At 64.5% G+C, this 22,876-nt stretch carries 21 protein-coding genes; 12 read left to right on the forward strand and 9 right to left on the reverse strand.

Annotated features, from left to right (window positions below; translation table 11 throughout):
- Positions 1-143: 143 nt before the first annotated feature.
- From AC127K_RS06000 to AC127K_RS06010, 3 genes are read left to right on the forward strand one after another with little or no spacing between them, the layout of a single operon-like run.
- A complete protein-coding gene (locus tag AC127K_RS06000) occupies positions 144-1,916 on the forward strand; it encodes a Na/Pi cotransporter family protein (RefSeq protein ID WP_483721943.1) in 1,773 nt (590 codons plus the stop codon).
- Between the two features lie 59 nt (positions 1,917-1,975).
- The gene (locus tag AC127K_RS06005) at positions 1,976-2,677 is read left to right on the forward strand and encodes a response regulator transcription factor (RefSeq protein WP_483721944.1); all 702 of its coding nucleotides are present in this window, start codon (positions 1,976-1,978) and stop codon (positions 2,675-2,677) included.
- Positions 2,667-4,058, forward strand: a complete 1,392-nt coding sequence (locus AC127K_RS06010) for a sensor histidine kinase (RefSeq protein ID WP_483721945.1) — start codon at positions 2,667-2,669, stop codon at positions 4,056-4,058. The genes AC127K_RS06005 and AC127K_RS06010 overlap by 11 nt, the downstream gene beginning before the upstream one ends.
- Positions 4,059-4,129: 71 nt before the next feature.
- On the opposite strand, the gene AC127K_RS06015 is transcribed toward AC127K_RS06010, so the two are convergent.
- The 5 genes from AC127K_RS06015 to AC127K_RS06035 form a co-directional block, all read right to left on the reverse strand.
- The gene (locus AC127K_RS06015) at positions 4,130-4,510 is read right to left on the reverse strand and encodes a RidA family protein (protein ID WP_294542064.1); all 381 of its coding nucleotides are present in this window, start codon (positions 4,508-4,510) and stop codon (positions 4,130-4,132) included.
- A 63-nt stretch (positions 4,511-4,573) separates the two neighbouring features.
- The gene (locus tag AC127K_RS06020; RefSeq protein ID WP_483721946.1) at positions 4,574-5,362 is read right to left on the reverse strand and encodes a ZIP family metal transporter; all 789 of its coding nucleotides are present in this window, start codon (positions 5,360-5,362) and stop codon (positions 4,574-4,576) included.
- A gap of 226 nt (positions 5,363-5,588) precedes the next feature.
- Positions 5,589-7,883, reverse strand: coding sequence for a xanthine dehydrogenase family protein molybdopterin-binding subunit (locus AC127K_RS06025; protein WP_483721948.1), 2,295 nt, complete (start codon positions 7,881-7,883; stop codon positions 5,589-5,591).
- Entirely contained in the window at positions 7,876-8,346 is a 471-nt protein-coding gene (locus AC127K_RS06030; protein ID WP_294542595.1) for a (2Fe-2S)-binding protein, read from the reverse strand. The genes AC127K_RS06025 and AC127K_RS06030 overlap by 8 nt, the downstream gene beginning before the upstream one ends.
- A gap of 4 nt (positions 8,347-8,350) precedes the next feature.
- The gene (locus AC127K_RS06035) at positions 8,351-9,145 is read right to left on the reverse strand and encodes an FAD binding domain-containing protein (RefSeq protein ID WP_483721949.1); all 795 of its coding nucleotides are present in this window, start codon (positions 9,143-9,145) and stop codon (positions 8,351-8,353) included.
- Positions 9,146-9,340: 195 nt separating this feature from the next.
- On the opposite strand from AC127K_RS06035, the gene AC127K_RS06040 reads away from it, so the two are divergent.
- The 5 genes from AC127K_RS06040 to AC127K_RS06060 all read left to right on the forward strand — a co-directional run bounded on the left by AC127K_RS06040 (position 9,341) and on the right by AC127K_RS06060 (position 13,748).
- Complete coding sequence (locus AC127K_RS06040) at positions 9,341-10,408, forward strand: ABC transporter substrate-binding protein (RefSeq protein WP_483721950.1); 1,068 nt, start codon at positions 9,341-9,343, stop codon at positions 10,406-10,408.
- Positions 10,371-11,363 carry a FecCD family ABC transporter permease gene (locus tag AC127K_RS06045; RefSeq protein WP_483721951.1) on the forward strand — a complete coding sequence of 331 codons (993 nt, stop codon included), beginning with the start codon at positions 10,371-10,373 and terminating at the stop codon, positions 11,361-11,363. The genes AC127K_RS06040 and AC127K_RS06045 overlap by 38 nt, the downstream gene beginning before the upstream one ends.
- A complete protein-coding gene (locus AC127K_RS06050) occupies positions 11,360-12,166 on the forward strand; it encodes an ABC transporter ATP-binding protein (protein ID WP_483721952.1) in 807 nt (268 codons plus the stop codon). Before AC127K_RS06045 ends, AC127K_RS06050 begins: the two co-directional genes overlap by 4 nt.
- Positions 12,154-12,510, forward strand: a complete 357-nt coding sequence (locus AC127K_RS06055; protein ID WP_483721953.1) for a winged helix-turn-helix domain-containing protein — start codon at positions 12,154-12,156, stop codon at positions 12,508-12,510. The genes AC127K_RS06050 and AC127K_RS06055 overlap by 13 nt, the downstream gene beginning before the upstream one ends.
- Positions 12,511-12,647: 137 nt before the next feature.
- The gene (locus AC127K_RS06060; protein ID WP_483721954.1) at positions 12,648-13,748 is read left to right on the forward strand and encodes an NTP transferase domain-containing protein; all 1,101 of its coding nucleotides are present in this window, start codon (positions 12,648-12,650) and stop codon (positions 13,746-13,748) included.
- A gap of 48 nt (positions 13,749-13,796) precedes the next feature.
- On the opposite strand, the gene AC127K_RS06065 is transcribed toward AC127K_RS06060, so the two are convergent.
- Both AC127K_RS06065 and aroF read right to left on the reverse strand, forming a co-directional pair.
- Positions 13,797-14,204, reverse strand: coding sequence for a GtrA family protein (locus AC127K_RS06065; protein WP_483722175.1), 408 nt, complete (start codon positions 14,202-14,204; stop codon positions 13,797-13,799).
- Between the two features lie 114 nt (positions 14,205-14,318).
- Positions 14,319-15,338 carry a 3-deoxy-7-phosphoheptulonate synthase gene (gene aroF / locus AC127K_RS06070; RefSeq protein ID WP_483721955.1) on the reverse strand — a complete coding sequence of 340 codons (1,020 nt, stop codon included), beginning with the start codon at positions 15,336-15,338 and terminating at the stop codon, positions 14,319-14,321.
- A gap of 212 nt (positions 15,339-15,550) precedes the next feature.
- Here aroF and ybaK point away from each other — a divergent pair, with 212 nt between their 5' ends.
- The 4 genes from ybaK to AC127K_RS06090 all read left to right on the forward strand — a co-directional run bounded on the left by ybaK (position 15,551) and on the right by AC127K_RS06090 (position 21,261).
- Complete coding sequence (gene ybaK, locus AC127K_RS06075) at positions 15,551-16,045, forward strand: Cys-tRNA(Pro) deacylase (RefSeq protein ID WP_294542920.1); 495 nt, start codon at positions 15,551-15,553, stop codon at positions 16,043-16,045.
- A complete protein-coding gene (locus AC127K_RS06080) occupies positions 16,045-16,767 on the forward strand; it encodes a pseudouridine synthase (RefSeq protein ID WP_294542921.1) in 723 nt (240 codons plus the stop codon). Before ybaK ends, AC127K_RS06080 begins: the two co-directional genes overlap by 1 nt.
- Before the next feature lie 224 nt (positions 16,768-16,991).
- Entirely contained in the window at positions 16,992-19,922 is a 2,931-nt protein-coding gene (locus AC127K_RS06085) for an acyl-CoA dehydratase activase (protein ID WP_483721956.1), read from the forward strand.
- A gap of 4 nt (positions 19,923-19,926) precedes the next feature.
- On the forward strand, positions 19,927-21,261 hold the full coding sequence (locus tag AC127K_RS06090) for a 2-hydroxyglutaryl-CoA dehydratase (RefSeq protein ID WP_483721957.1): 1,335 nt from the start codon (positions 19,927-19,929) through the stop codon (positions 21,259-21,261).
- 762 nt (positions 21,262-22,023) lie between these two features.
- Here AC127K_RS06090 and AC127K_RS06095 read toward each other — a convergent pair.
- Both AC127K_RS06095 and AC127K_RS06100 read right to left on the reverse strand, forming a co-directional pair.
- Positions 22,024-22,191, reverse strand: coding sequence for a hypothetical protein (locus AC127K_RS06095; protein WP_483721958.1), 168 nt, complete (start codon positions 22,189-22,191; stop codon positions 22,024-22,026).
- Positions 22,192-22,229: 38 nt separating this feature from the next.
- Positions 22,230-22,472 carry a hypothetical protein gene (locus AC127K_RS06100; protein ID WP_483721959.1) on the reverse strand — a complete coding sequence of 81 codons (243 nt, stop codon included), beginning with the start codon at positions 22,470-22,472 and terminating at the stop codon, positions 22,230-22,232.
- Positions 22,473-22,876 lie beyond the last annotated feature (404 nt).

The following is a 22,876-nucleotide window of genomic DNA, read 5'->3' on the forward strand; positions in this document are numbered from 1 at the left end:
TACAAACACTTTACCGCCTTTTGCTACCGCATTTGGGCGCAGCACCGTTATAATAGGAGACGGTATAGTGCCGCGCAGGGCGCGGCCCGGGGCAGGTTGGTCCCGGTGAAAAGAAAAATAAGAGAACGGAAGGTTTTCCCAGTATGAGCATTTTCAATGTGTTCAGTCTGATGGGCGGCATTGCCATGTTCCTGTATGGCATGGACATGATGGGCAAGGCCCTTGAGCAGACCGCCGGCAACAAACTGCAGGGCATCCTGAGCAAGATGACCTCCTCCCCCATCAAGGGCCTGCTGCTGGGCTTGGTGGTCACGGCGGTCATCCAGTCCAGCGGCGCCACCACCGTCATGGCGGTGGGCTTCGTCAACTCCGGGCTGATGCAGCTGCACCAGGCCATCGGCGTCATCATGGGCGCCAACATCGGCACCACCGTCACCGGCTGGCTGCTCTCCCTGTCCGGTCTGGAAGGGGACAACTTCCTCACCCAGATGCTCAACCCCAATGCCTGGAGCCCCATCCTGGGCTTCATCGGCATCTGGATGTATATGCTGGGCAAGGACCGCAAGCGGGGCGTGGGCAAGATCATGATGGGCTTTGCCATCCTGATGGCCGGCATGAACACCATGTCCACCTCCATGAGCCCCCTGGCCGGGGAAGAATGGTTCATGGACCTGTTCCTGGCCTTCTCCAACCCCCTGTTCGGCGTGCTGGCCGGCGCGGTGCTCACCGCCATTTTGCAGTCTTCCTCCGCCTCCGTGGGCATCCTGCAGGCGCTGTCCTCCACCGGTGCGGTGACCTACAGCGCTGCCGTGCCCATCATCATGGGCCAGAACATCGGCACCACCGTCACCGCCCTGATCTCCTCCGCCGGCGCCAACAAGAACGCCAAGCGCACCGCCTTCGTGCACCTGTACTTCAACGTTATCGGCACCATCATCTTCCTGTGCGGGTTCTACGGGCTGCACGCCCTGCTGCAGTTCCCCTTCTTCAATAACCAGATCAACACCTTCGGCATCGCCATCGTGCACACCGTCTTCAATGTGGTGACCACCGCCATCCTGCTGCCCTTCAACCGGGTGCTGGAACGCCTGGCCATCATGACCGTGCCGGACAGCAAGTCCGACGCCCCCGAACAGCACTCCCTGCTGGACGAGCGTCTGCTCTCCACCCCTTCTGTGGCGGTGAACCGGGCCATGCTCACCGGCGGCGATATGGCCGAGATCTGCCGGGTGTCCCTTTTGCAGGCCATGTCCATCACCCACAAGTGGGATGACGCCCTGGCCGAGGAGATCCTGCACAAAGAGGACGCCGTGGACCACTACGAGGACGTGCTGGGCACCTACCTGGTCAAGCTGGGCAACAAGCACCTGTCCCGGGAGGACAACCGCACCGTCAACAAGCTCTTGCAGACCATCGGCGACTTTGAGCGCATCTCCGACCACGCGGTGAACCTGCTGGAAGCCGCCAAGGAGATCAAGGAGAAGGACATCCGCTTCAGCAAGGAAGCTCTGAGCGACCTGGCCGTGCTGGAATCCGCCTTGCAGGACATCGTCAACCGCACGGTGGACGCCTACCAGCAGAACGACCTGTACGCTGCCGGCAAGATCGAACCGCTGGAAGAGGTGGTGGACGGCCTGGTGCGGGAGGTCAAGACCCGCCACATCGCCCGCCTGCAGGCCGGCACCTGCACCATCGAGTACGGTTTTGTGCTGGATGACCTGCTCACCGACTACGAGCGCATCGCCGACCACTGCTCCAACATTGCGGTGGCCATGATCGAGGTAGCCGAGGACAAGTTCGACACCCACGAGTACCTGAACAACATCAAGAACGGCTCCAGCGTGAAGTTTGAGGAGCGGTACGAGAAGTACCGCGACCGCTATGCCTTTCCCACCGAAGCCGCATCCAACGGATAAATAAACCGAAGCCCGCCCGTTTTGCGGCGGGTTTCGTATTGTAAGGAGTGTTTTTACCCATGATCTACATTGTGGAGGATGACGCCAGCATCCGGGAACTGGAACAGTACGCCCTGCAGACCAATTCCTACACCGCCAAGGGCTTTGCCGACGGGGCCAGTTTCTGGGCCGCCGTGTACGAGGCCGTGCCCGACCTGGTCATTCTGGACGTGATGCTGCCCGACGAGGACGGCTACCAGATCCTGGGCAAGCTGCGGGAAAATGCCGCCACCCGAAACGTGCCGGTCATCATGGTCACCGCCAAGACCAGCGAGATCGACGTGGTCAAGGGCCTGGACAAGGGCGCCGACGATTACCTGTGCAAGCCTTTCGGCATCATGGAGTTCATCAGCCGGGTGAAGGCGGTGCTGCGCCGCGCCCAGAGCTCCGCCGTCAGCACCCCCTCCGCCTTGCGGTTCGGCACCATCGCCCTGGACGACCTGACCCGCATGGTGACGGTGGACGGGGAGCCGGTGGAACTGACCTTCAAGGAATACGCCCTGCTGCACTTCTTCCTGGAACATCCGGAGGAGGTGCTGGCCCGGGAGCGGATCATGAAGGCGGTGTGGGACACCGACGATCTGCTGGAATCCCGCACCATCGACATGCATGTGCGGACCCTGCGCCAGAAACTGGGCGACGCCGGGGAAGCCATCCGCACGGTGCGCAAGGTCGGCTACAAACTCAGCGCCCGGGGCACGGAGAACAGCGATGAAACCTGAAGAATCCCGCACGGCCCCCCGCCGCATGTCCCACCTGCTGCGGGCGGCCCTGATCCTGGTGGGGCTGCTGGCGGTGGTGCTGACCTCGGTGGGGGCAGCCTTCCTGTTTCACCGGGCCTTTGCGGCCCAGGTGGACCGGGACCTGGGCCGCACCGCCCGGGCCCTGGCCGCCGTGTATGAGGCGGACAGCGACCCCGCCTACGCCGCCCTGGACCAGGCCATGGCGGGCAGTACCCTGCGCCTGACCCTGGTGGACACCGACGGCACCGTGCTCCACGACAGTACCGAGCCCGCCGAAAAGATGGAGAACCACTACGCCCGCCCGGAGATCGCCGCCGCCCGGGAGATGGGCGAAGGCTCCAGCGTGCGCCAGAGCACCACCCTGGGCCGGGAGGTGCACTACCACTCGGTGCGGCTGGACAGCGGCCAGATCCTCCGCCTGGGGGAGGAGACCTCCACCATGTGGAGCCTGTACAACCAGGTGCTGCCCCTGCTGGGGGCGGGCTGCGTGCTGGTGGTGCTGCTGTCGGCCCTGCTGGCCGCGGTCATGACCCGGTGGCTGGTGCGGCCCATCACCCGCATGGCCGACCACCTGGACACCATCGAGGCCAACGTGCCCTATGAGGAGCTCATCCCCCTGGCCCACACCATCCAGTCCGACCGCCGCCTGCGGGAGAACAACGAGACCATGCGCCGGGAGTTCACCGCCAACGTGAGCCACGAGCTCAAGACCCCCCTGACCAGCATCTCCGGCTACGCCGAGCTCATCGAGACCGGCATGGCCAAGCCGGAGGACGTGCCGGTGTTCGGCAAGCGCATCCACAAGGAAGCGGGGCGGATGATCCGGCTGGTGTCCGACATCCTGCAGCTCAGCGAGCTGGACGGCATGAACAGTGAAGGCGCGGCCCTGTCCGAGCCGCTGCCGGTGGACCTGGCCTCCCTGCTGAAGGAGGTCAACGGCAACATGACCATGAACGCCCGCAAGGCCTATGTGACCCTGCAGTGCGACCCCGCCCCCGTCACCGTGCTGGGCAGCCGGGACCTGCTCACCGAGCTGGTGACCAACCTGTGCGACAACGCCATCCGCTACAACCGCCCCGGCGGCCATGTGGCCCTGCGCTGCGGTACTGACAACGCCGGCGCCCCCTACGTCTGTGTGGAGGACAACGGCATCGGCATCCCCCAGGATGCCCAGAACCGGGTGTTCGAGCGGTTCTACCGGGTGGACAAGAGCCGGTCCAAGGCCACCGGCGGCACCGGCCTGGGGCTGGCCATCGTCAAGCACATTGCGGTGCTGCACAACGCCCGCATCGACCTGCGCTCCACCGTGGGCACCGGCACCACCATCCGGGTGACCTTCCCCGCCCCCAAAAAATCCTGATTTCACAAACAAAACCGCCCGCCGGTCAGCCTGTACAGGCACCGGCGGGCGGTTTTTCTGCTTGTTTCAGATCACAGCACGGCCACGCACTCGATCTCCACCAGGGCATCCTTGGGCAGGGCCCCCACCTGGAAGGCCGCCCGGGCCGGGAAGGGCTCGGTGAAGGCCTCGGCGTAGACTTCGTTCATGGCGGCAAAGTCCCCGATGTCCCGCAGCATGACGGTGGTCTTGACCACATGGGACAGGTCGGTGCCCGCCTCTTTCAGGATGTTGCCCAGGTTTTTCAGGCACTGGCGGGTCTGGGTGCGGATATCCTCCCCCGCAAAGGCCCCGGTGGCGGGGTCAATGGGGATCTGGCCGGAGACATAGACGGTATCCCCCACCCGGATGGCCTGGGAATAGGGGCCGATGGCGGCGGGAGCGTTGGGGGTATGAACAGCGTTGCGTTCCATAGGTTCTGCCTTCTTTCACCTTTTTGTCCCAGTATACCAGCCCGGGTCCCCCTTGGCAAGGGGTCAGCCCAGGGCGGTATCCAGCACCATCATGACCAGGAAGCCGGCCATGACCCCCAGGGTGCCGCTGTGGGAGTGCTGGCCCAGGTTGGCTTCGGGGATGAGCTCCTCCACCACCACATAGAGCATGGCGCCGGCGGCAAAGGCCAGCAGCCAGGGCATGAGGGGCTGTACGCTCCCCGCCGATGCGGCCACCAGGATGCCGAACACCGGTTCCACCGCCCCGGAAGCCGCCCCGTTGCGGAAAGCCCGCCACCGGCTGAACCCGGCCTGCCGCAAGGGCAGGGAGATGGCGGCCCCTTCGGGGAAATTCTGGATGCCCATGCCCAGGGCCAGGGCCCAGGCGGCGGAAAGGGCCCCCGGGTCGCCGTGCTGGGCGGCCAGGGCAAAGGCCAGCCCCACCGCCATACCTTCGGGGATGTTGTGCAGGGTCACCGCCAGCACCAGCAGGGTGGTGCGCCGCCAGCCGGTAGGCAGGCCCTCCGGCTCCTGTTCATTCAGGTGCAGGTGGGGCAGCAGCCGGTCCAGGGCCAGCATGAAGGCGATGCCCACCACAAAGCCCCCGGCGGCGGGCTGCCATCCGGGCACCCCGGCAGCTTCGGCCTCCTCCATGGCGGGCAGCAGCAGACTGAACACCGACGCCGCCACCATCACCCCCGCCGCAAAGCCCAGAAACACCCGCTGCAGTCCGGCCTGCACCGACCCGCGGAAGAAAAACACCGTCCCCGCCCCCAGGGCTGTCATGAGAAAGGTAAAGCCGGTCCCGCCGGCCGCCCACAGAATTCCTTGCATGATCGTCGCCTCCTCCGGCCCCGTATGGGCCTTGTTCCGGATGCAGGAAAAGCGCTTCGGTTAGCTTTTTCTAACTTCTATGTGGTCAGCATACCATGCTCCGGTCCGCCTGTCAACCGCCGGGTTTTCCACAAAAAAGCCCGGAACCGTTGAAAAGCCGCAAAGAAAAACCCCCGCCGCCGGGTGGTTCCGGCGGGCGGGGGCATTGTTTCTGTGGTGCGGGGGGTCAGTCCTGGTCGGGGGTGGCCATGGCGATGACCTCGGGGGTGATGGGCAGTTCCCGGTGCCAGACGCCGGTGGCCCGCATGATGGCGTGGGCGATGGCCGGGGCCGGGGTGTTGATGACGATCTCGCCGATGGACTTGGCGCCGAAAGGCCCGGTGGGCTCGTAGCTGCTCTCGAACTCCACATGCAGGTGGCCCACATCCAGGCGGGTGGGGATCTTGTACTGCATGAAGCTGGATTCGATGGGCTTGCCGGCGGCGTTGTAGGTCACGTTCTCGGTGAGGGTCATGCCGATGCCCTGGGCGATGCCGCCCTCGGTCTGCACCCGGGCCAGGGCCGGGTTCACCGGGGTGCCGCAGTCCACCACGGCGTCGTATTCCAGCACCCGGACCTCGCCGGTGAGCTTGTCCAGCTCGATCTCCGCCATGCCCACCATGAAGGGCGGCGGGGAGATGGGGGAGGAATGGGTGGCGGTGACCTCGGCGGCGCAGTTGTTGGACACCTGGGACTTGTAGGCGATGTCGGTGAGGCTGGCGGTGCGGCCGTCGGCGGTGCGCACGCAGCTGCCGGCAAAGGTCACGTCGGCGGCGTCGCAGCCCAGCAGCTCGGCGCCGATGGTGCAGATGCGGCCGGTGAGCTCGGTGCAGGCCTTTTCCACCGCCTTGCCGGTGACGTAGGTGGTGGAGGAGGCGTAGGAGCCGGAATCATAGGGGGACACGTCGGTGTCGGCGCCGAAGACGGCCACATCCTCCACCGGGCAGTCCATGCACTCGGCCACCATCTGGGCCAGGATGGTATCGCATCCGGTACCCATATCGGCGGCGCCGATGATCAGGTTGTAGGTGCCGTCCTCGCTGAGTTTCAGGGTCACGGAACCCACGTCCACCCCGGAGATGCCGGACCCCTGCATGGCCATGGCCACGCCGGCGGCCCGGACCTTGCCGTTGCCCATATCCCGCACGGGGTAGCGGTGTTCCCAGTCAAAGATCTCCCGGCAGCGGGCCATGCACCGGTCCAGGGCGCAGGCGTTGGCGGGTTCGTTGTAGTAGGCGGGCATGACCATCCCTTCCCGCACCATGTTGCGGTCCCGCAGCTCGGTGGGGTCCATGTGCAGCTTTTCGGCCAGCTCGTTGACGATGGATTCCACCGCAAAGATGCCCTGGGTGGCGCCGTAGCCCCGGTAGGCACCGGCGGCCTGCAGGTTGGTGTACACCACGTCATACCGGAAGCGGAAGGCTTCCAGGCTGCCGGTGTACAGGGGGATGGACTTGTGGCCGGACAGGCCCACGGTGGTGGGGCCGTGCTCGCCGTAGGCGCCGGAGTTGGACAGGGTGTACAGGTCCAGCGCCCGGATGCGGCCGTCCTTGTCGGCGCCCAGGCGCACCCGGACCTCCATCTCGTGGCGGGGGGAACCGGCGATCTGGCTCTCCTCCCGGGTGTAGGTGATCATGGCGGGGCGGCCGGTCTTCATGGTGACAAAGGCGGGGTAGACCTCGCAGACGGCGGTCTGCTTGGCCCCGAAGCCGCCGCCGATGCGGGGCTTTTCCACCCGGATGCGGCTCTTGGGGATGCCCAGCGCCCGGGACAGGATGCGCCGGCAGTGGAAGACGATCTGGGTGGAGGAGAGCACATGCAGCCGTCCGTACCGGTCCAGGTCGGTGTAGGTGCGGAAGGTCTCCATCATGGCCTGATTCACCGCCCGGGTGTGGTAGGTGTGGTCCAGGACGATGTCGCATCCCGCCAGCACGGCCTCCACGTCCCCGTCCTTCTCCTCGCCGCTGGCCACCAGGTTGCGGTGGTTGTCCCCGCCCACCTCACAGGGCGGGAACCAGTCCTCCTCCGGGTGGACCAGGGTGGGGTTGTCCTTGGCGGTGCGGAAATCCAGCACCGCCTCCAGCACCTCGTACTCCACCTTGATGAGCTTCATGGCCTTTTGGGCGGCCTTCTCGGTCTCGGCGGCAATGATGGCCACCGGGTCCCCCACGAACCGCAGATGCCGGTCCAGGATCAGCCGGTCATAGGGGGAGGGCTCCGGGTAGGTCTGGCCCGCAATGGCAAAGCGGGTGGCGGGCACGTCCTGCCAGGTATAGATATCCACCACCCCGGGGACCTTTTTGGCAATGGTGGTGTCGATGGTCTTCACAAGGGCGTTGGCGTGGGGGCTGCGCAGCAGCTTGACCACCAGGGCGCCTTTGGGGGCGATGTCGCCGGTGTACACCGGCTTGCCCAGCAAAAGCTGCAGGGAGTCCTTCTTGCGCACCGCCTTGCCCACGTATCTGGTCTTGTTCTCAGGCATGGGGCACCTCCTTGCGGGAATCCAGAAAGCGGCGGATGCCCCGCAGCTGCCCTTCGTAGCCGGAGCAGCGGCAGAGGTTGCCGGATAAGTAAGCCTTGATCTCCTCGTCGGTGGGGTCGGGGTTTTCCCGCAGCAGGGCGATGGTGTTCATCACGAAGCCGGGGTTGCAGAAGCCGCACTGGTCGGCGCCCTGGTCGGCGATGAAGCCCACGAACTCCGCGGCTTCGGCCTGCAGACCTTCCAGGGTGGTGACCTTGTGGCCCGCCGCCCGGGCGGCCAGCATGGAGCAGGAAAGCACCGGCACATCGTCCAGGAACACGGTGCACAGCCCGCAGTTGGAGGTCTCGCACCCGCATTTCACGCTGGCACAGCCCTGGGCGCGCAGAAAATCATACAAAGTGGTATCGGGGGCCACGTCGGGCACGCAGACCGCCCGACCGTTGAGCTGCAGTTTGATTTCCATAATTTCAGCCCTCCTTCTCTGCCAGACGGCACAGCATCCGCTGGGTGAGTACCCGCACCAGATGGGTGCGGTATTCGGCGCTGCCCCGGGAATTGGACCCGGTGGGCACGGTTTCGGCGGCGTAGTCCGCAAAGGCTTTGGTGCTCTCGGGGGTCAGCCCGTTTTTCAGCAGGCCCCGTTCATCCCGCACCACCACGGCCTTGCCGGGGCGGGCGCCGATGACCACCTTGTACTCCCCCTGCAGGCAGGAGGCCGCGCAGGTCAGCACCGGGAAATCGGTGCGGGCGATGCGCACGGCGGAATAGGCCATGGGCCCCGGGGTCTTTTTCACCACCACATGGGTGAGGATGTCCCGGTCATAGGGCATGGCGGCGAAGGTTTCCAGGGGGATGCGCCCGCCCTTGTACAGCTCCACCTGGCAGTCGGCGGCCAGCAGCACGGTGAGCACGTCGGAAAAGCCGAACCGTCCCCAGATGCTGCCCCCCACCGTGGCCATGTTGCGGAACTGCACCCCCACAATGTCCTTGAGGGCCGCTTCCACCGCGCCGCCGGTAAGGGCGGCGATGCCGGGGTGGTGTTCCAGCCTGCGCAGGGGCACCGTGGCCCCGATGCGGTACTCCTCCGGGGTCTCCTCGATGGTATCCAGGCCCAGGTCGCACAGGTCGATGGCGGTGCCCACCGTGATGTCGGACTGGCGCAGCCACAGCATGCCGCCCAGCACATGACTGCGCCGGTTCTGGTTGAGCTGGTAGGCCTGGTCCAGGCTTTCGGCGCGCAGATAGTTTTGGATGCTCAGCATCGGAACATTTCTCCTTCGCGGCCCCGCTGCCGGGGCCGTATTTTGGGCAAAAATCCGCATTTTCCCGCTATTTTGCCACTATATAGCATTATAGTATCACATTTTCATTGAAACCGAAAGCCATCTGTGCTACAATCTCGTTGTAGTTTTTGAACTACAACGCTTTGCAATTCCAAGAAAGAGGAGAGAATCACCATGAAACGTCTGTTGTCTTTCCTGCTGGCCGCCGCTGTGGCCCTGAGCGCCGTGGGCTGTGCCCCCGCCGCTTCCACCGCCACCGCCACCGCCGAGACCCCGGCCGCCAGTGAGACCGTGGAAGCCACCGCTTCCCCGGAAGAAGCTGCCGCCGCCTTCCCGGTCACCGTCACCGACCAGGCGGGCCGTTCGGTCACCATCGAATCCGAGCCCCAGCGCATCGTCAGCGGGTATTACATCTCCACCAGCCTGCTCATCGCCCTGGGCCAGACCGACAAGCTGGTGGGCATCGAGGCCAAGGCCGACACCCGGCCCATCTATTCTCTGAGCGCCCCCCAGCTGCTGGAACTGCCCAACGTGGGCTCCGCCAAGGAGTTTGACCTGGAAGGCTGCGCCGCCCTGGAGCCCGACCTGGTCATCCTGCCCCTGAAGCTGAAGGATGCCGCCGAAACCCTGTCCGGCATGGGCATTCCGGTCATCCTGATTAACCCCGAGGACCAGGAGCTCCTGACCGAGACCATCTCCCTGGTGGGCACCGCCACCGGCAGCAGCGCCCTGGCCGATGAACTGCTGGCCTTCTCCGACGACGAGGCCACCCAGCTGGAAAGCCTGATGGCCGACGTGGAGCGTCCCACCGTCTATCTGGCGGGCAACTCCGACCTGCTGTCCACCGCCGGCGACGCCATGTACCAGAGCGACATGATCCGTCTGGCAGGCGGCCAGAACGTGGCGGCCGAGATCACCGACATCTACTGGGCGGAGGTGAGCTACGAGCAGATCCTGGACTGGAACCCCGAATACATCATCCTGGCGTCCGACGCCGCCTACACCTGTGAGGACGTGCTCAATGACGAGGCCCTGGCTTCCTGCACCGCTGTGCAGAACGGCAACGTCTACCAGATCCCCGGCGACGCCGAAGCCTGGGACAGCCCGGTGCCCAGCGGCATCCTGGGTTCGGTCTGGCTGGCTTCCATCCTGCATCCCGAGGTCATGAGCACCGAGGATGCCAACGCCGTAATGGGCAACTACTATGACACCTTCTACCACTTCACCTACCCGGCGGCCTGAGGCCGCCCTGCTCAGCGCCGCTGCCCTTCTGGTGGCGGCGCTGGCCGTAGCCAGCCTTCTGGTGGGCAAATATCCCCTGACCGTGTCCGGCATTTTTCAGGATGAGATGCAGCGCCAGGTGTTCCTGACCCTGCGCCTGCCCCGGGCCCTCACCGGGGTGTGCGGCGGCTTTGCCCTGGGGGTGTGCGGTTTTGTGTACCAGACGGTCTTCCGCAATCCCCTGGCCTCCCCGGACATCATCGGGGTGTCCTCCGGGGCCAGCGCTGGGGCGGCTGCGGGCATTCTGTTTTTGTCCGGCGCGGCGGAGGTGACCCTGGCTGCCTTCGGGGGCGCTCTGGCCGCCGTGCTGCTGGCCCTGGGGCTTTCGGCCCTGGACCGCCGGGGCCAGAGCGGCACCATCGTGCTGGCGGGCATCGCCGTCCACGCCCTGGCCCAGACGGTGCTCATGGCCCTGAAGCTCACCGCCGACCCGGAACGGGAGCTGGCCTCCATCGAATACTGGATCATGGGCAGCCTGAACGGGGTGAAAGCCTCCGCCCTGCCGGTGAACCTGGCCATCTGCGCCCTCTGCGTGGCGGCCCTGTTCGCTTTGCACCGGCAGGTGCTGCTCCTCAGTGCCGAGGAGGGTGAAGCCCGGATGCTGGGGGTGAACGTCACCGCCCTGCGGCTGCTGGTGCTGCTGGCGGCCACCCTGGCGGTGGCGGCGGTGGTCAGCCTGACCGGGCTGGTCAGCTTTGTGGGGCTGCTGGCCCCCCACGCCGCCCGACTGGTGTGCAAAGGCAGCCGCCTGCCCACCCTGGTTCTCAGCGGGCTGTGCGGGTCGGCGCTGCTCTGCGCCGCGGACATCCTGGCCCGCAGCGTGGCCGCCACCGAGCTGCCGGTGAGCATCTTCACCAGTTTGCTGGGAGCCCCCTTCCTGGTCTTTCTGCTGGTGCGGGAGGGCCGGAAAGTATGAAGCAGCTGCAAGTTTCCCACCTCACCGCCGGGTATCACGGCCGGGAGGTGGTCCACGACCTGTCCTTCACCCTGCCCGCCGGACAGGTGCTGGGGGTGCTGGGGGCCAACGGCAGCGGTAAGACCACCCTCATCAAGGCCATCTGCGGCATCCTGCCCCACAAGGGGCAGTGCTCCCTGGACGGCCGGGTGCTGGAACGCCTGCGCCCCAAGGCCCTGGCCCGACTGTGCGGGTACATCCCCCAGCGCAGCGGGCTTTCCATTGAACTGAGCGCCCTGGATGTGGTGCTCATGGGGTTCAACCCCCATCTGGGGCTGCTCCAGCCCCCCACCCCGGCCATGCGTCGGGCGGCTTCCGCCATGCTGGAAAGGGTGGGCCTGCCCGGGCGGGACCGGGAAAGCTATCTGACCCTGAGCGAAGGCCAGAAACAGCTGTGTCTGCTGGCCCGGGCGCTGGCAGGCGGGGCGGAGCTGCTCCTGCTGGACGAGCCGGAAAGTGCCCTGGACCTGCGGGCCCGCCACCGCACCCTGCATCTGTTGCGGCAGTTCACCGCCCAGGGGGACCGGGGTGTGCTGCTGAGCCTGCACGACCCCAACCTGGCCCTCAACTTCTGCGATGCTCTGTTGCTGGTGGAGGAGGGCCGGGGGGCGGGGCTGGTGCACCCGGGCACCGACAGCGATGAGACCCTCACCGCCGCCTTGTCCCGCATCTACGGCCCGGTCTGCCTGCGCCGCTGCACCGACGACAACGGCCAATCCCATCTGGTGATGCTGAAGGAGGAGGATTTCCCATGCAGCCCGTGACCCGCGTGTATCTGTATGACGACAACGGCAACAAGTTCTTTGGGGAAGGTCCCTACCGCCTTTTGCGGGGGGTGGAGGACACCGGTTCCCTGCGGGCCTCCGCCATGGCCATGGGCATGGCCTACACCAAGGCCCTGCGTCTGCTGCGCACAGCGGAGGAAGCGTTGGGCTATCCCCTGACCCAGCGGGCCGCCGGGGGCCATGCCGGGGGCGGCAGCCGCCTGACCCCCCAGGGAAAGGCGTTCTTAGATACCTACGCCCGCTTCCGGGACCGCTGCGCCGAAGAGAACCGCCTGCTCTGGCAGCAGGAATTTTCCCACCAGCAGCCGGAAAATATAAAATAAAGGCAGGGGCCGTTCCCTGCCGCCCACATACACTCCACCCCGGACGGCCTTTCCCGTCCGGGCTTTTTTCTTGACGCCCGACCCGGCGGGTGCTACATTGAAACCACCAACATTCATTCCCAAAGGAGGTCCGCCCCATGCCCTCATCCCTGCTCTACCCCATCCCCCAGGCCGCGGTGCGGGCCTTTCTGGCTTCGGGCAGGCGGCATTTCCTTGTCACCGGGGGCAAGGGGACCGGCAAAAGCACCCTGCTGGCCGCGGTGCTGCCCCTGCTGGGGGCGGGCAGTGCCCCGGACATCCTGACCTTTGCCGAACCCAGGCAGGCGGTGTACCTGCGCCGGACTGCCGCCGGGGAGTGCACACGGATCGGGGTGTTCGATCCTTCCCTCTCCGGCCCGGACACCCGGATGCGTCCCGTGCCCGAGGGCTTTTGCACCCTGGGCATGGCCGCCCTGGCCGCCGCCCCCGCCGGGGGCTGGGTATCGGTGGACGAGATCGGCTATCTGGAAACCACCTGCGCCCCCTACTGCGACGCTCTGCGGGCGGCCTTTGCCCGCTGCCGGGTGGCGGCGGCGGTGCGCAAGGCGGAGCTGCCTTTTCTGAAAGAACTGCTCACTCGGCCGGATGTCTTTGTGCTGGACCTGGACCGGCCCCTTGACCCCGGCTGCGTGATCCTGGCTTCCGGGCTGGGGGTGCGGTTCGGGCCCGGGGGCAAGCTGCTGGTGCCCTTTCACGGCCGGCCGCTGCTGGGCCGGGCCCTGGACACCACCACCGGGCTTTTCCGGGCAAACCGGCGGATCGTGGTGACCCGCAGCGAAGCGGCTGCTGCTTTCTGCCGTTCGGAAGGGGTCCCGGTGAAACTGCACGCCCTGCCCAACCGCAGCGACACCATCCGCCTGGGGCTGGAGGCCCTGGGCAGCCCGGAAGGGTGCCTCTTCTGCCCCGCCGACCAGCCCCTGCTCACCGTTGAGACGGTCCAGGCCCTGCTCTTGTGTGCCGCCCACGACCCGGGCGCTGTCTGGCGGCCCGCCCATGAGGGAGAACCCGGGGCGCCGGTGTTTTTTCCACAGTTTTTGCTGTCCCGGTTGAAAACTCTGGCCCCCGGGCAGGGCGGGCGCAGCATTTTGCGGGATGCCCCCTGCCCCGTGCAGCTGCTGGACTGCCCCGACGGCCGGGAGCTGGCGGACATCGACACCCCCGCCGCCCTGGCAGCCCTGGAAGCCGCCCCCAAACCATAAAAAAAGCCCCCGGCCAAGTACGGTCGGGGGCAATTTTCGCAGATACGCTCAATAGACGAATTTCTTCTGGGCCAGATAGTTGGCGAAAAAGAGGGCGCAGTCCACCGGGATCTTCAAAAACAGTTCCGGCACGGCGGGCAGCAGCCTCGCCAGTCCGGCCACCAGCACCCCGCTGCACAGGGTTTTGAGGACGGTGACGGTGGTGTACAGGGTGGCCGACCGCCCGTGGGCGGTATGGCTGTGGAACACCAGGAAGTAGTTCAGCAGGTAGTTGCACAGGGAGGACAGCACCCGGGCCGCGATGGTGGCGGCCAGGATGGCGGCGCTTTCCCCCATATGGTCCTGGAGCAGGGCGCAGAGCACCGCAAAGGCGCCCAGGTCCACCACGCTGGAGGACAAAGAGGAGGCCAGAAAACGCACAAAAGGCCGGGTTTCGGCCACAGCTTTTGCTTGCATCAAGGGCAGATTCACGACCTTTCGGGAAAATACACAAAGGGACGTGCCCCGCCGTTTTGCGGAGCACGTCCCCTATTATAACGTACTTGGGTCAAAAAATGCAAGCACTGGTTCTCAGTTCAGCGTTTTGCCAAAAAATTCCAGTTCCGGGCGCAGGGTCTGCATCAGGCTGTCAAAAGCATCGGGGGTCAGGCTCTGGGCGCCGTCGCTCTTGGCCTTGGCAGGGTCGTTGTGCACCTCGATCATCAGCCCGTCGGCCCCCACGGCCACGGCGGCCGCCGCCAGGGACGGCACCATGAAGGCGATGCCCGCCGCGTGGCTGGGGTCGATGACCACCGGCAGGTGGGTCATCTTTTTCAGCATGGGCACCGCCGAAATATCCAGGGTGTTGCGCATGCTGGTCTCAAAGGTGCGGATGCCCCGCTCGCACAGCACCACGTTGGGGTTGCCCTCGGCCATGATGTACTCGGCGCTCATGACCAGCTCTTCCAATGTGGAGGAGAGCCCCCGCTTGAGCAGCACCGGAATCTTTGTGCGGCCCACCGCCTTGAGCAGCTCAAAGTTCTGCATGTTCCTCGCGCCGATCTGGATCATATCCACCCGGGCTTGCTCGAACAGGGGGATGTGCTCGTTGTTCATCAGCTCGGTGACGATGGGCTGGCCGGTCACCGCCCGGGCTTCCTGCAGCAGTTCCAGACCCTCGGCCCGCAGGCCCTGGAAGCTGTAGGGGCTGGTGCGGGGCTTGAAGGCGCCGCCCCGCAAAATGGACGCCCCGGCAGCCTGCACCCGCTGGGCCACCCCGATGATCTGCTCCTTGCTCTCCACGCTGCAGGGGCCGGCCATCACCGCAAAATAGCCCCCGCCGATCTTGTGGCCGCCCACGTCCACCACCGTGTCGTCGGGGTGGAATTTGCGGTTGGCCTTCTTGTAGGGTTCGGACACCCGGCGGCAGGTATCCACCACCGGATTGGCCAGCACCCAGCTTTCGCTCAGGGCCTTGGTGTCCCCAATCAGGCCCAGGATGTGGGTATCGCTGCCCACCGAATCATTGATCTCAAATCCCATGGACCGCAGTTCCCCGCAGAACTGCTGCACCTGGTCCTGAGGGGCGTTGTGCTTCAGTACGATGATCATGGTTTTCCCTCTCCTTATGAAACAGCCCCGGCGGGCTTTGTTTGTAACAGGCCTTAGTTTAGCACTTTAATGTGCTAAAGTCAAGAGTGCTTTACAATTTTTCTCCTTCGGGCTATAATTTGGGTGCAAACGAATGGGACAGTCCCCGGCCGGGGCCGGGTTTTGTGCACGAGACCGTGCAAAAGCGGATTCACAAGAGAGGGGTTCTCACCATGTCCAAAGAAGCCAAGACCAACGCCATGCGCATGCTGGAGCGCGCCAAGATCAGCTATTCCGCCCACGAATATCCCCACGAGGAGGGCGCCGCCGTGGACGGTGCCACCGTGGCCGCCCTCACCGGGCAGGACCCGGCCAAGGTGTTCAAGACCCTGGTCACCCAGGGGGCGGACCGGAACTTTTATGTCTTTGTCATCCCGGTGCAGGAGGAACTGGACCTGAAAAAGGCCGCCAAGGCCGCCGGGGTCAAGAGCGTGTCCATGCTCCACGTGGCCGACCTGCTGAAAACCACCGGCTATGTGCGGGGCGGCTGCAGCCCGGTGGGCATGAAGAAGCAGTTTGCCACCGTTTTTGATGAGAGCTGTCTGGCCCAGGACACCATCCTGGTGTCGGCGGGGCGCATCGGCACCCAGATCGAGGCGGCGCCCGCCGACCTGATCAAGGTCACCCGGGGCAAGACGGCCCCCATCACGGCGGAGGCCAGGGGCTGATGCGGCTGGACAAGTATCTGGCCGAGCGGCTGGGCATTCCCCGCAGCGAGAGCCGCAAGCGGATTGCCGCCGGGGCGGTGACGGTGAACGGGGTGCCCTGCCGCAAGGCGGACACCCAGCTGGACGAGCACACCGCCGAAGTGGCGGTGAACGGCACGCCCCTGTCCGGCCAGTATGAGAAATACGTCTACCTGATGCTGAACAAGCCCGAAGGGGTGGTCAGCGCCAGCCGGGACAAGCGGGATACCACCGTCACCGACCTGGTGGCACAGGCCTACCCCCGGCGGCAGCTGTTCCCCGCCGGACGGCTGGACAAGACCAGCACCGGGTTTGTGCTGCTCACCGACGACGGGGGCTTTGCCCATGACATCCTGGCCCCGGGGCGGCATGTGTCCAAGGAGTACATCGTCACCCTGGACACGCCCTTGACCCCCGCCATGCAGGCGGGCTTTGCCGCCGGGGTGACCCTGGCGGACGGGCAGACCATGGACCCGGCGGAAGCCGAACCCTGGGGCGCCGACCCCTGCGTGGTAAAGGTGACCCTGCACCAGGGGGTGTACCACCAGATCAAGCGGATGTTCGGGGTGTACGGCGCCGGGGTGAACGGGCTGCACCGCACCGCCATCGGCCCGGTGGCCCTGGACCAGGGCCTGGAACCGGGGTGCTGGCGGCCTTTGACAACCGAAGAAGTGGAGGCGCTGCGTCGGGCATCCCGGGGCTGAGCCCACAACAAGGCAGATTTTGCAAAAAAAAGGCAAAATCTGCCTTCTTTCGTTCAAATGCAGTTCAAAAAGACCGGCTATACTAGATAGTGGGTTTGTAGGGCATACGGCGAACCCCTCTTGCAAAATTCGCCGTCTTGCGATACAATAAACTGATTTACCCTTATTTTCGTCCGCGGTTTTCGCGGTGTTTCCACATAACCCCACAGGCGGGAGGTCAATTCATGAGAGTCGGTCTCGACATCGGTTCTACCACCATCAAATGCGTCGTGCTGGATGAGCAGGACAAGATTATTTATTCTACATACGAACGTCATTACAGTCATATTCTGGAAAAAGGTCAGGAGCTGCTGCAGCGCGTGGCCAAGGACTATGTCCCTGGCGGCCGCGCCATGCTGGCCATCTCCGGTTCGGCGGGCATGGGTCTGGCGGACAGCTGCGGCGTGCCTTTTGTGCAGGAGGTGTTCGCCACCCGCGTGGCGGCCAACCGTCTGGCCCCCGGCACCGACTGCATCATCGAGCTGGGCGGCGAGGACGCCAAGATCCTCTTCCTCACCAACGGCACCGAGGTCCGGATGAACGGGTCCTGCGCCGGCGGCACGGGTGCTTTCATCGACCAGATGGCCACCCTGCTCAAGATGAGCGCCGACGAGATGGACAAGGCGGCCCAGGCTTCCACCCGGACCTACACCATCGCGTCCCGCTGCGGCGTCTTTGCCAAGAGCGACATCCAGCCCCTGATCAACCAGGGCGCCCTGGCCGGGGACATTGCGGCCTCCATCTACCAGGCCGTGGTCAACCAGACCATCGCCGGTCTGGCCCAGGGCCGTCCCATCAAGGGCAACGTGCTCTACCTGGGCGGGCCGCTGACCTTCTCCAGCGTGCTGCGCCAGAGCTTTGACAAGACCCTGGGCCTTACCGGCACCTGCCCGGAGAACAGCCTGCTGTATGTGGCCCTGGGCGCGGCCTTCTACGCCGACCGGGAATCCGATCTGGCCGAGGTGGTCAAGCGGCTGGCCAACTACAGCGCCACCGCCACCTATGTGAGCCTGCCGCCCCTGTTTGCCAACAAGCAGGAGTACGAGGACTTCCACGCCCGCCACATGCGGGCCTGTGTGCCCTGCGTGCCCTTCGGGGCCGAGTGCGGCCCGGTGCACATCGGCATCGACTCCGGTTCCACCACCATCAAGCTGGTGGTCATTGACGAGAACAGCAACATCCTCTTCACCAGCTACCGCCCCAACCTGGGCAACCCCATCCCCCTGGTGAAGGAGACCCTGCTCAAGCTGTACAAGGACCATCCCGGCCTGCAGATCGCCAGCGTCACCACCACCGGCTACGGCGAGGAGCTCATCAAGAATGCCTTCCACTGCGACCGGGGCCTGGTGGAGACGGTGGCCCACTTCACCGCCGCCAAGCATTTCATGCCCAACGTGGATTTCATCATCGACATCGGCGGCCAGGACATGAAGTGCTTCAAGATCGAGGACGGCGCCATCAGCAACATCTTCCTGAACGAAGCCTGCTCCTCCGGCTGCGGCAGCTTTCTGCAGACCTTCGCCCAGGCCCTGGGCTATGACGTGAAGGAGTTTGCGGCCCTGGGGCTGTTCGCTGACCGCCCGGTGGACCTGGGCAGCCGGTGCACCGTCTTCATGAACTCCAGCGTCAAGCAGGCCCAGAAGGACGGCGCTTCCATTGAGAATATCAGCGCGGGCCTGTCCATTTCCGTCGTCAAGAACGCCCTGTACAAGGTCATCCGGGCTTCCAGCCCCGAGGAACTGGGCCGCAACATCGTGGTCCAGGGCGGCACCTTCTACAACGAGGCCGTGCTCCGCGCCTTTGAGAAGGAGATGGGGGTGGAGGTCATCCGCCCGGACATCGCCGGTCTGATGGGCGCTTTCGGCGCGGCGCTGCACGGCAAGGCCCACAGCCATGCCGATTCCCACAGCACCGTCCTCACCCAGGAGGAGCTGGAACACTTCTCCCAGAAGGTGCAGAACGTGACCTGCAACGGCTGCGGCAACCACTGCCAGCTCACCGTGAACATCTTTGCGGACGGCAAGCGGTTCATCTCCGGCAACCGGTGCGACAAGCCGGTGACCGGCAAGGCCGCGGACGACGAGCTGAACCTGTACGCCTACAAGCTGCAGCTGCTGCTGGATTACCAGAAGATCCAGCCCGAAAGTCCCCGGGCCACCATCGGTCTGCCCCTGTGCCTGAACATGTATGAGCTGCTGCCCTTCTGGCATACCCTGTTTACCAAGCTGGGCTTTGCGGTCAGGACCAGCCCGGTGTCCAGCCGCGCCCTGTACCAGGAAGGTCAGGCCACCATTCCCAGTGACACCGCCTGCTTCCCGGCCAAGCTGGCCCACGGCCATATTGCCGAGCTGGTCAAGCTGGGGGTGGATGCCATCTTCTATCCCTGCATGAGCTACAACGTGGATGAACACCTGGGCGACAACCATTACAACTGCCCGGTGGTGGCCTACTATCCCGAAGTGCTGGAGGGCAACTGCCCCGAGCTGGAACACACCACCTTCATCTACGATTACGTCAACCTGGCCCGCCGCAAGGACTTCACCAAGCGGTTCCCGGCCATTCTGGACAAATACTTCCCCGGTCTCAGCCACAAGCAGGTTGCGGAGGCCATCGACGCCGCCTATACCGAGTACGAGCGCCACATGGTGCAGGTGCGGGCCAAGGGCGCCGAGATCATCGCCAAAGCCCGGGAAGAACACAAGCGCATCGTGGTGCTGGCCGGCCGTCCCTACCATGTGGACCCGGAGGTCAACCACGGCATTGACAAGCTGATCATCCGCCAGGGCGCCGCCGTGGTCACCGAGGACTCGGTGAGCCACCTGATGGAGAAATTCCCCACCTCGGTGCTGAACCAGTGGACCTACCACAGCCGCCTGTATGCCGCCGCCAAGTACTGCACCACCCAGCCTGATATGGACCTGGTGCAGCTGGTGAGCTTCGGCTGCGGGCTGGACGCCATCACCACCGACGAGACCCGGGAGATCCTGCAGGAGGGCGGCAAGCTGTACACCCAGCTGAAGATCGACGAGATCACCAACCTGGGCGCCGTGAACATCCGCCTGCGCAGCCTGTTTGCCGCACTGGATGAGCGCGCCGAGGACAAAGCAAGGAGCTGAGCGTATGGAGTACATGACCCCCAATTTTACCAAGGATATGATCCGCACCCACAAGATCCTGATCCCCAACATGGCCGTGACCCAGTTCCGGCTCATGGCGGCGGCTCTGGAATGTGAGGGCTACAACGTGGAAGTGCTGGGCAACTGCGGCAGCGAGGTGGCCCAGCTGGGGCTGAAATACGTCCACAACGACACCTGCTACCCCGCCCTGCTGGTCATCGGCCAGTTCATCGACGCGCTGAACAGCGGCAAGTATGACCTGAAGCACACCGCCCTGCTCATCACCCAGACGGGCGGCGGCTGCCGTGCTTCCAACTACATCAAATTGCTGCGCAAGGCCCTGGTCAAGTCCGGCTACGGGGACATCCCGGTGGCCTCCCTGAACTTTTCCGGCCTGGAGAAGGACAGCGGCCTACCCCTGACCCTGCCTTTGCTGCGCAAGGTCATTGCCTGCATCTTCTACGGCGACATGCTCTGCGCCCTGCGCAGCCAGGTCAAGCCCTACGAGAACCATCCCGGGGACGCCGAAGCCACCACCGAGCGGTGGATCGCCACCATCCAGGGCTGGATGCACGAAAACCGCAACTTCAGCGCCCACGACATGAAGAAGCAGTTCCCGGTGATCGCGGCGGACTTTGCGTCCATTCCGGTGACCCGGGTGCCCAAGGTCAAGGTGGGCGTGGTCGGTGAGATCTACGTCAAATATTCGCCCCTGGGCAACAACGACCTGGAAAAGTTCCTGGAAAGCCAGGACTGCGAGGTGAACCTGCCCGGTCTGATGGGCTTTGTGGAGTACTGCATCGCCAACACCGAGCTGGACGTGAAGCTCTACGGCGGCAGCCTGCTGAAAGCCGGCGGCGCCACCGCCCTGCTGAACTGGCTGGACGGCATCGGCAACGCCTGCAACGACGCCATGCGCAAGGCGGGCTTCTATGCGCCGGGTTCCTTCCGGGAGCTGATGGAGAAGCCCAAGGGAATCATCTCCCTGGGCGCCAAGATGGGCGAAGGCTGGCTGCTCACCGCCGAAATGCTGGAACTGGTGGAGGGCGGCTACGCCAACATCGTCTGTGCCCAGCCCTTCGGCTGCCTGCCCAACCACATTGTGGGCAAGGGCATGATCAACAAGATCCGCGCCCTGCACCCGGACGCCAACATCACCCCCGTGGACTACGACCCCAGCGCCACCCGCGTCAACCAGGAAAACCGCATCAAGCTGATGCTGGCGGTGGCCCGGGAGCGGCTGAACCATCCGGTGCAGTCCACCGCCCCCCTGACGGCGGAGGACCTGGCCGGCGGCGCCCCTTCCATCCAGAGCGACGCTGTCCCTGCCGGGGTGTGAGGTTTCGCACATCCTGATTTTTCGATAACAAGCAAAAACCCGGGGCCTTCCGTATACGGGAAGGCCCCGGGTTTTGTATTGTTTGATTTTATGCCTTCCCGGCTGCCGGGGAAACGGCTGGCAGCCGTTGGGTTGTCGCTTTTTGCCGGTGTAAATTTAGGTAGCAACCTCTAGATTGCCGCTGAACGCGGCCGCTAATTTCGGAAACAACGCTGCGCGTTGCTTGCCCCTGCGGGGCAAACCGCCACCGTTTCGAGACGGTGGACGCCGACCAGGGCTGCGGCCCTGGACCCGGGGAATGCGGCCACCTGACGACGGCCTATTCACCGGCCTGGGGGCCGGTGAACAAGGAATGGATTTAATACCATTTCCCGCAAGATGTTGCTAATGGCAGACTATGGGTTGCCAGCTGCTTTCCCGTACGGCTTTCAAAAAATTTTCCTTGCTCAGGCCCCCCAGGGCCTGAGTAGGCCGTCGGTAGGTGGCCGCATCTTGGGGTCTGGGGCCGCAGCCCCAGCCGGCGGCCGCCGCATCGGAACGGCGGGACTTTTCGCTTCCTTTTGGTCACAAAAGGAAGGACACTCCCGCAGGCGGCCGTCTGCCAGAAAACCGCATCGGAACGGCGGGCCCTTTTCGCTTCCTTTTCGGGCACGAAAAGGAAGGACCAAACGGCTGCCAGCCGTTCCCCGGTAAACTCCCGCCTGCCAAAAACAAGCCAACCAACCCTTCAGTGGGCTCTCTGCCGCCTGCAGCACGGGCTGCTCACACCTTCACCGTCCCATTCTGATAACAGTAGACCCCCTGTTCTTCGGGGCCCCCGCTCCCGCTGCCGCGGGGCAAAACGCCCCGGCCCGCCATCTGCAGCAGCAGTGCCAGGACCAGGGTGCCTGCCGCCAGAAATGCCAGGGACAGTATCTTTTCGTTTTTCATCCTGGGCTCTCCTTTCCGGAATGATTCCGGCGGAACTGTCATCTCATGCCCATCACATTCTGCCCGGACTTCATACGGGCCTGTCCGGCCAGGATCTCCCCATCGGTGCTGCCGCCGTCTCCGGGACGGGGCGTATCGGGATTGAAGTTCTCGCTGGCCTTGCGCTCAGGGATGTCCCCCCGCAGCTGCCGCTTGGCATCGATTTTGGCCAGCACACGGGGCACCACCGGCACCAGGATCACCACTACCAGGACCACGATCAGCCATTGCCATGCCTGCATACATCATTCCTCCTTTGCGGAAAACAGGATAGTATTTCTTGATTATACTATAACAGTCCTCACTTTTGGCCGTCAATGGGCCGACTGCACAACAAACACCTTGCCGGATTGGCCATTATCACGGGTTCCGGCGCCTGCATACGACTGCATAAATACACAGTTTCCCGCCCCTTCCGTCCTGCCCCGCCGCTGCCGGGAAGCCTTTGTTTGTACTGTTTTTTGGACAGTAATCTTTCCTTTATTCACAATTTGTCCAAATTTTCCTGCCCAAATTCCGTCCAGCCCCGCTTTTTCGCCGAACTTCAGCGGATTGAATTGACATTTCGGGACAATGGGTATAAATTAATAGACAGTTTCATCAGTCAAATGCGACGAACAGGACATGACCCTTTTGCTCACCGCTT

Source organism: Subdoligranulum sp. DSM 23681, assembly GCF_057005535.1.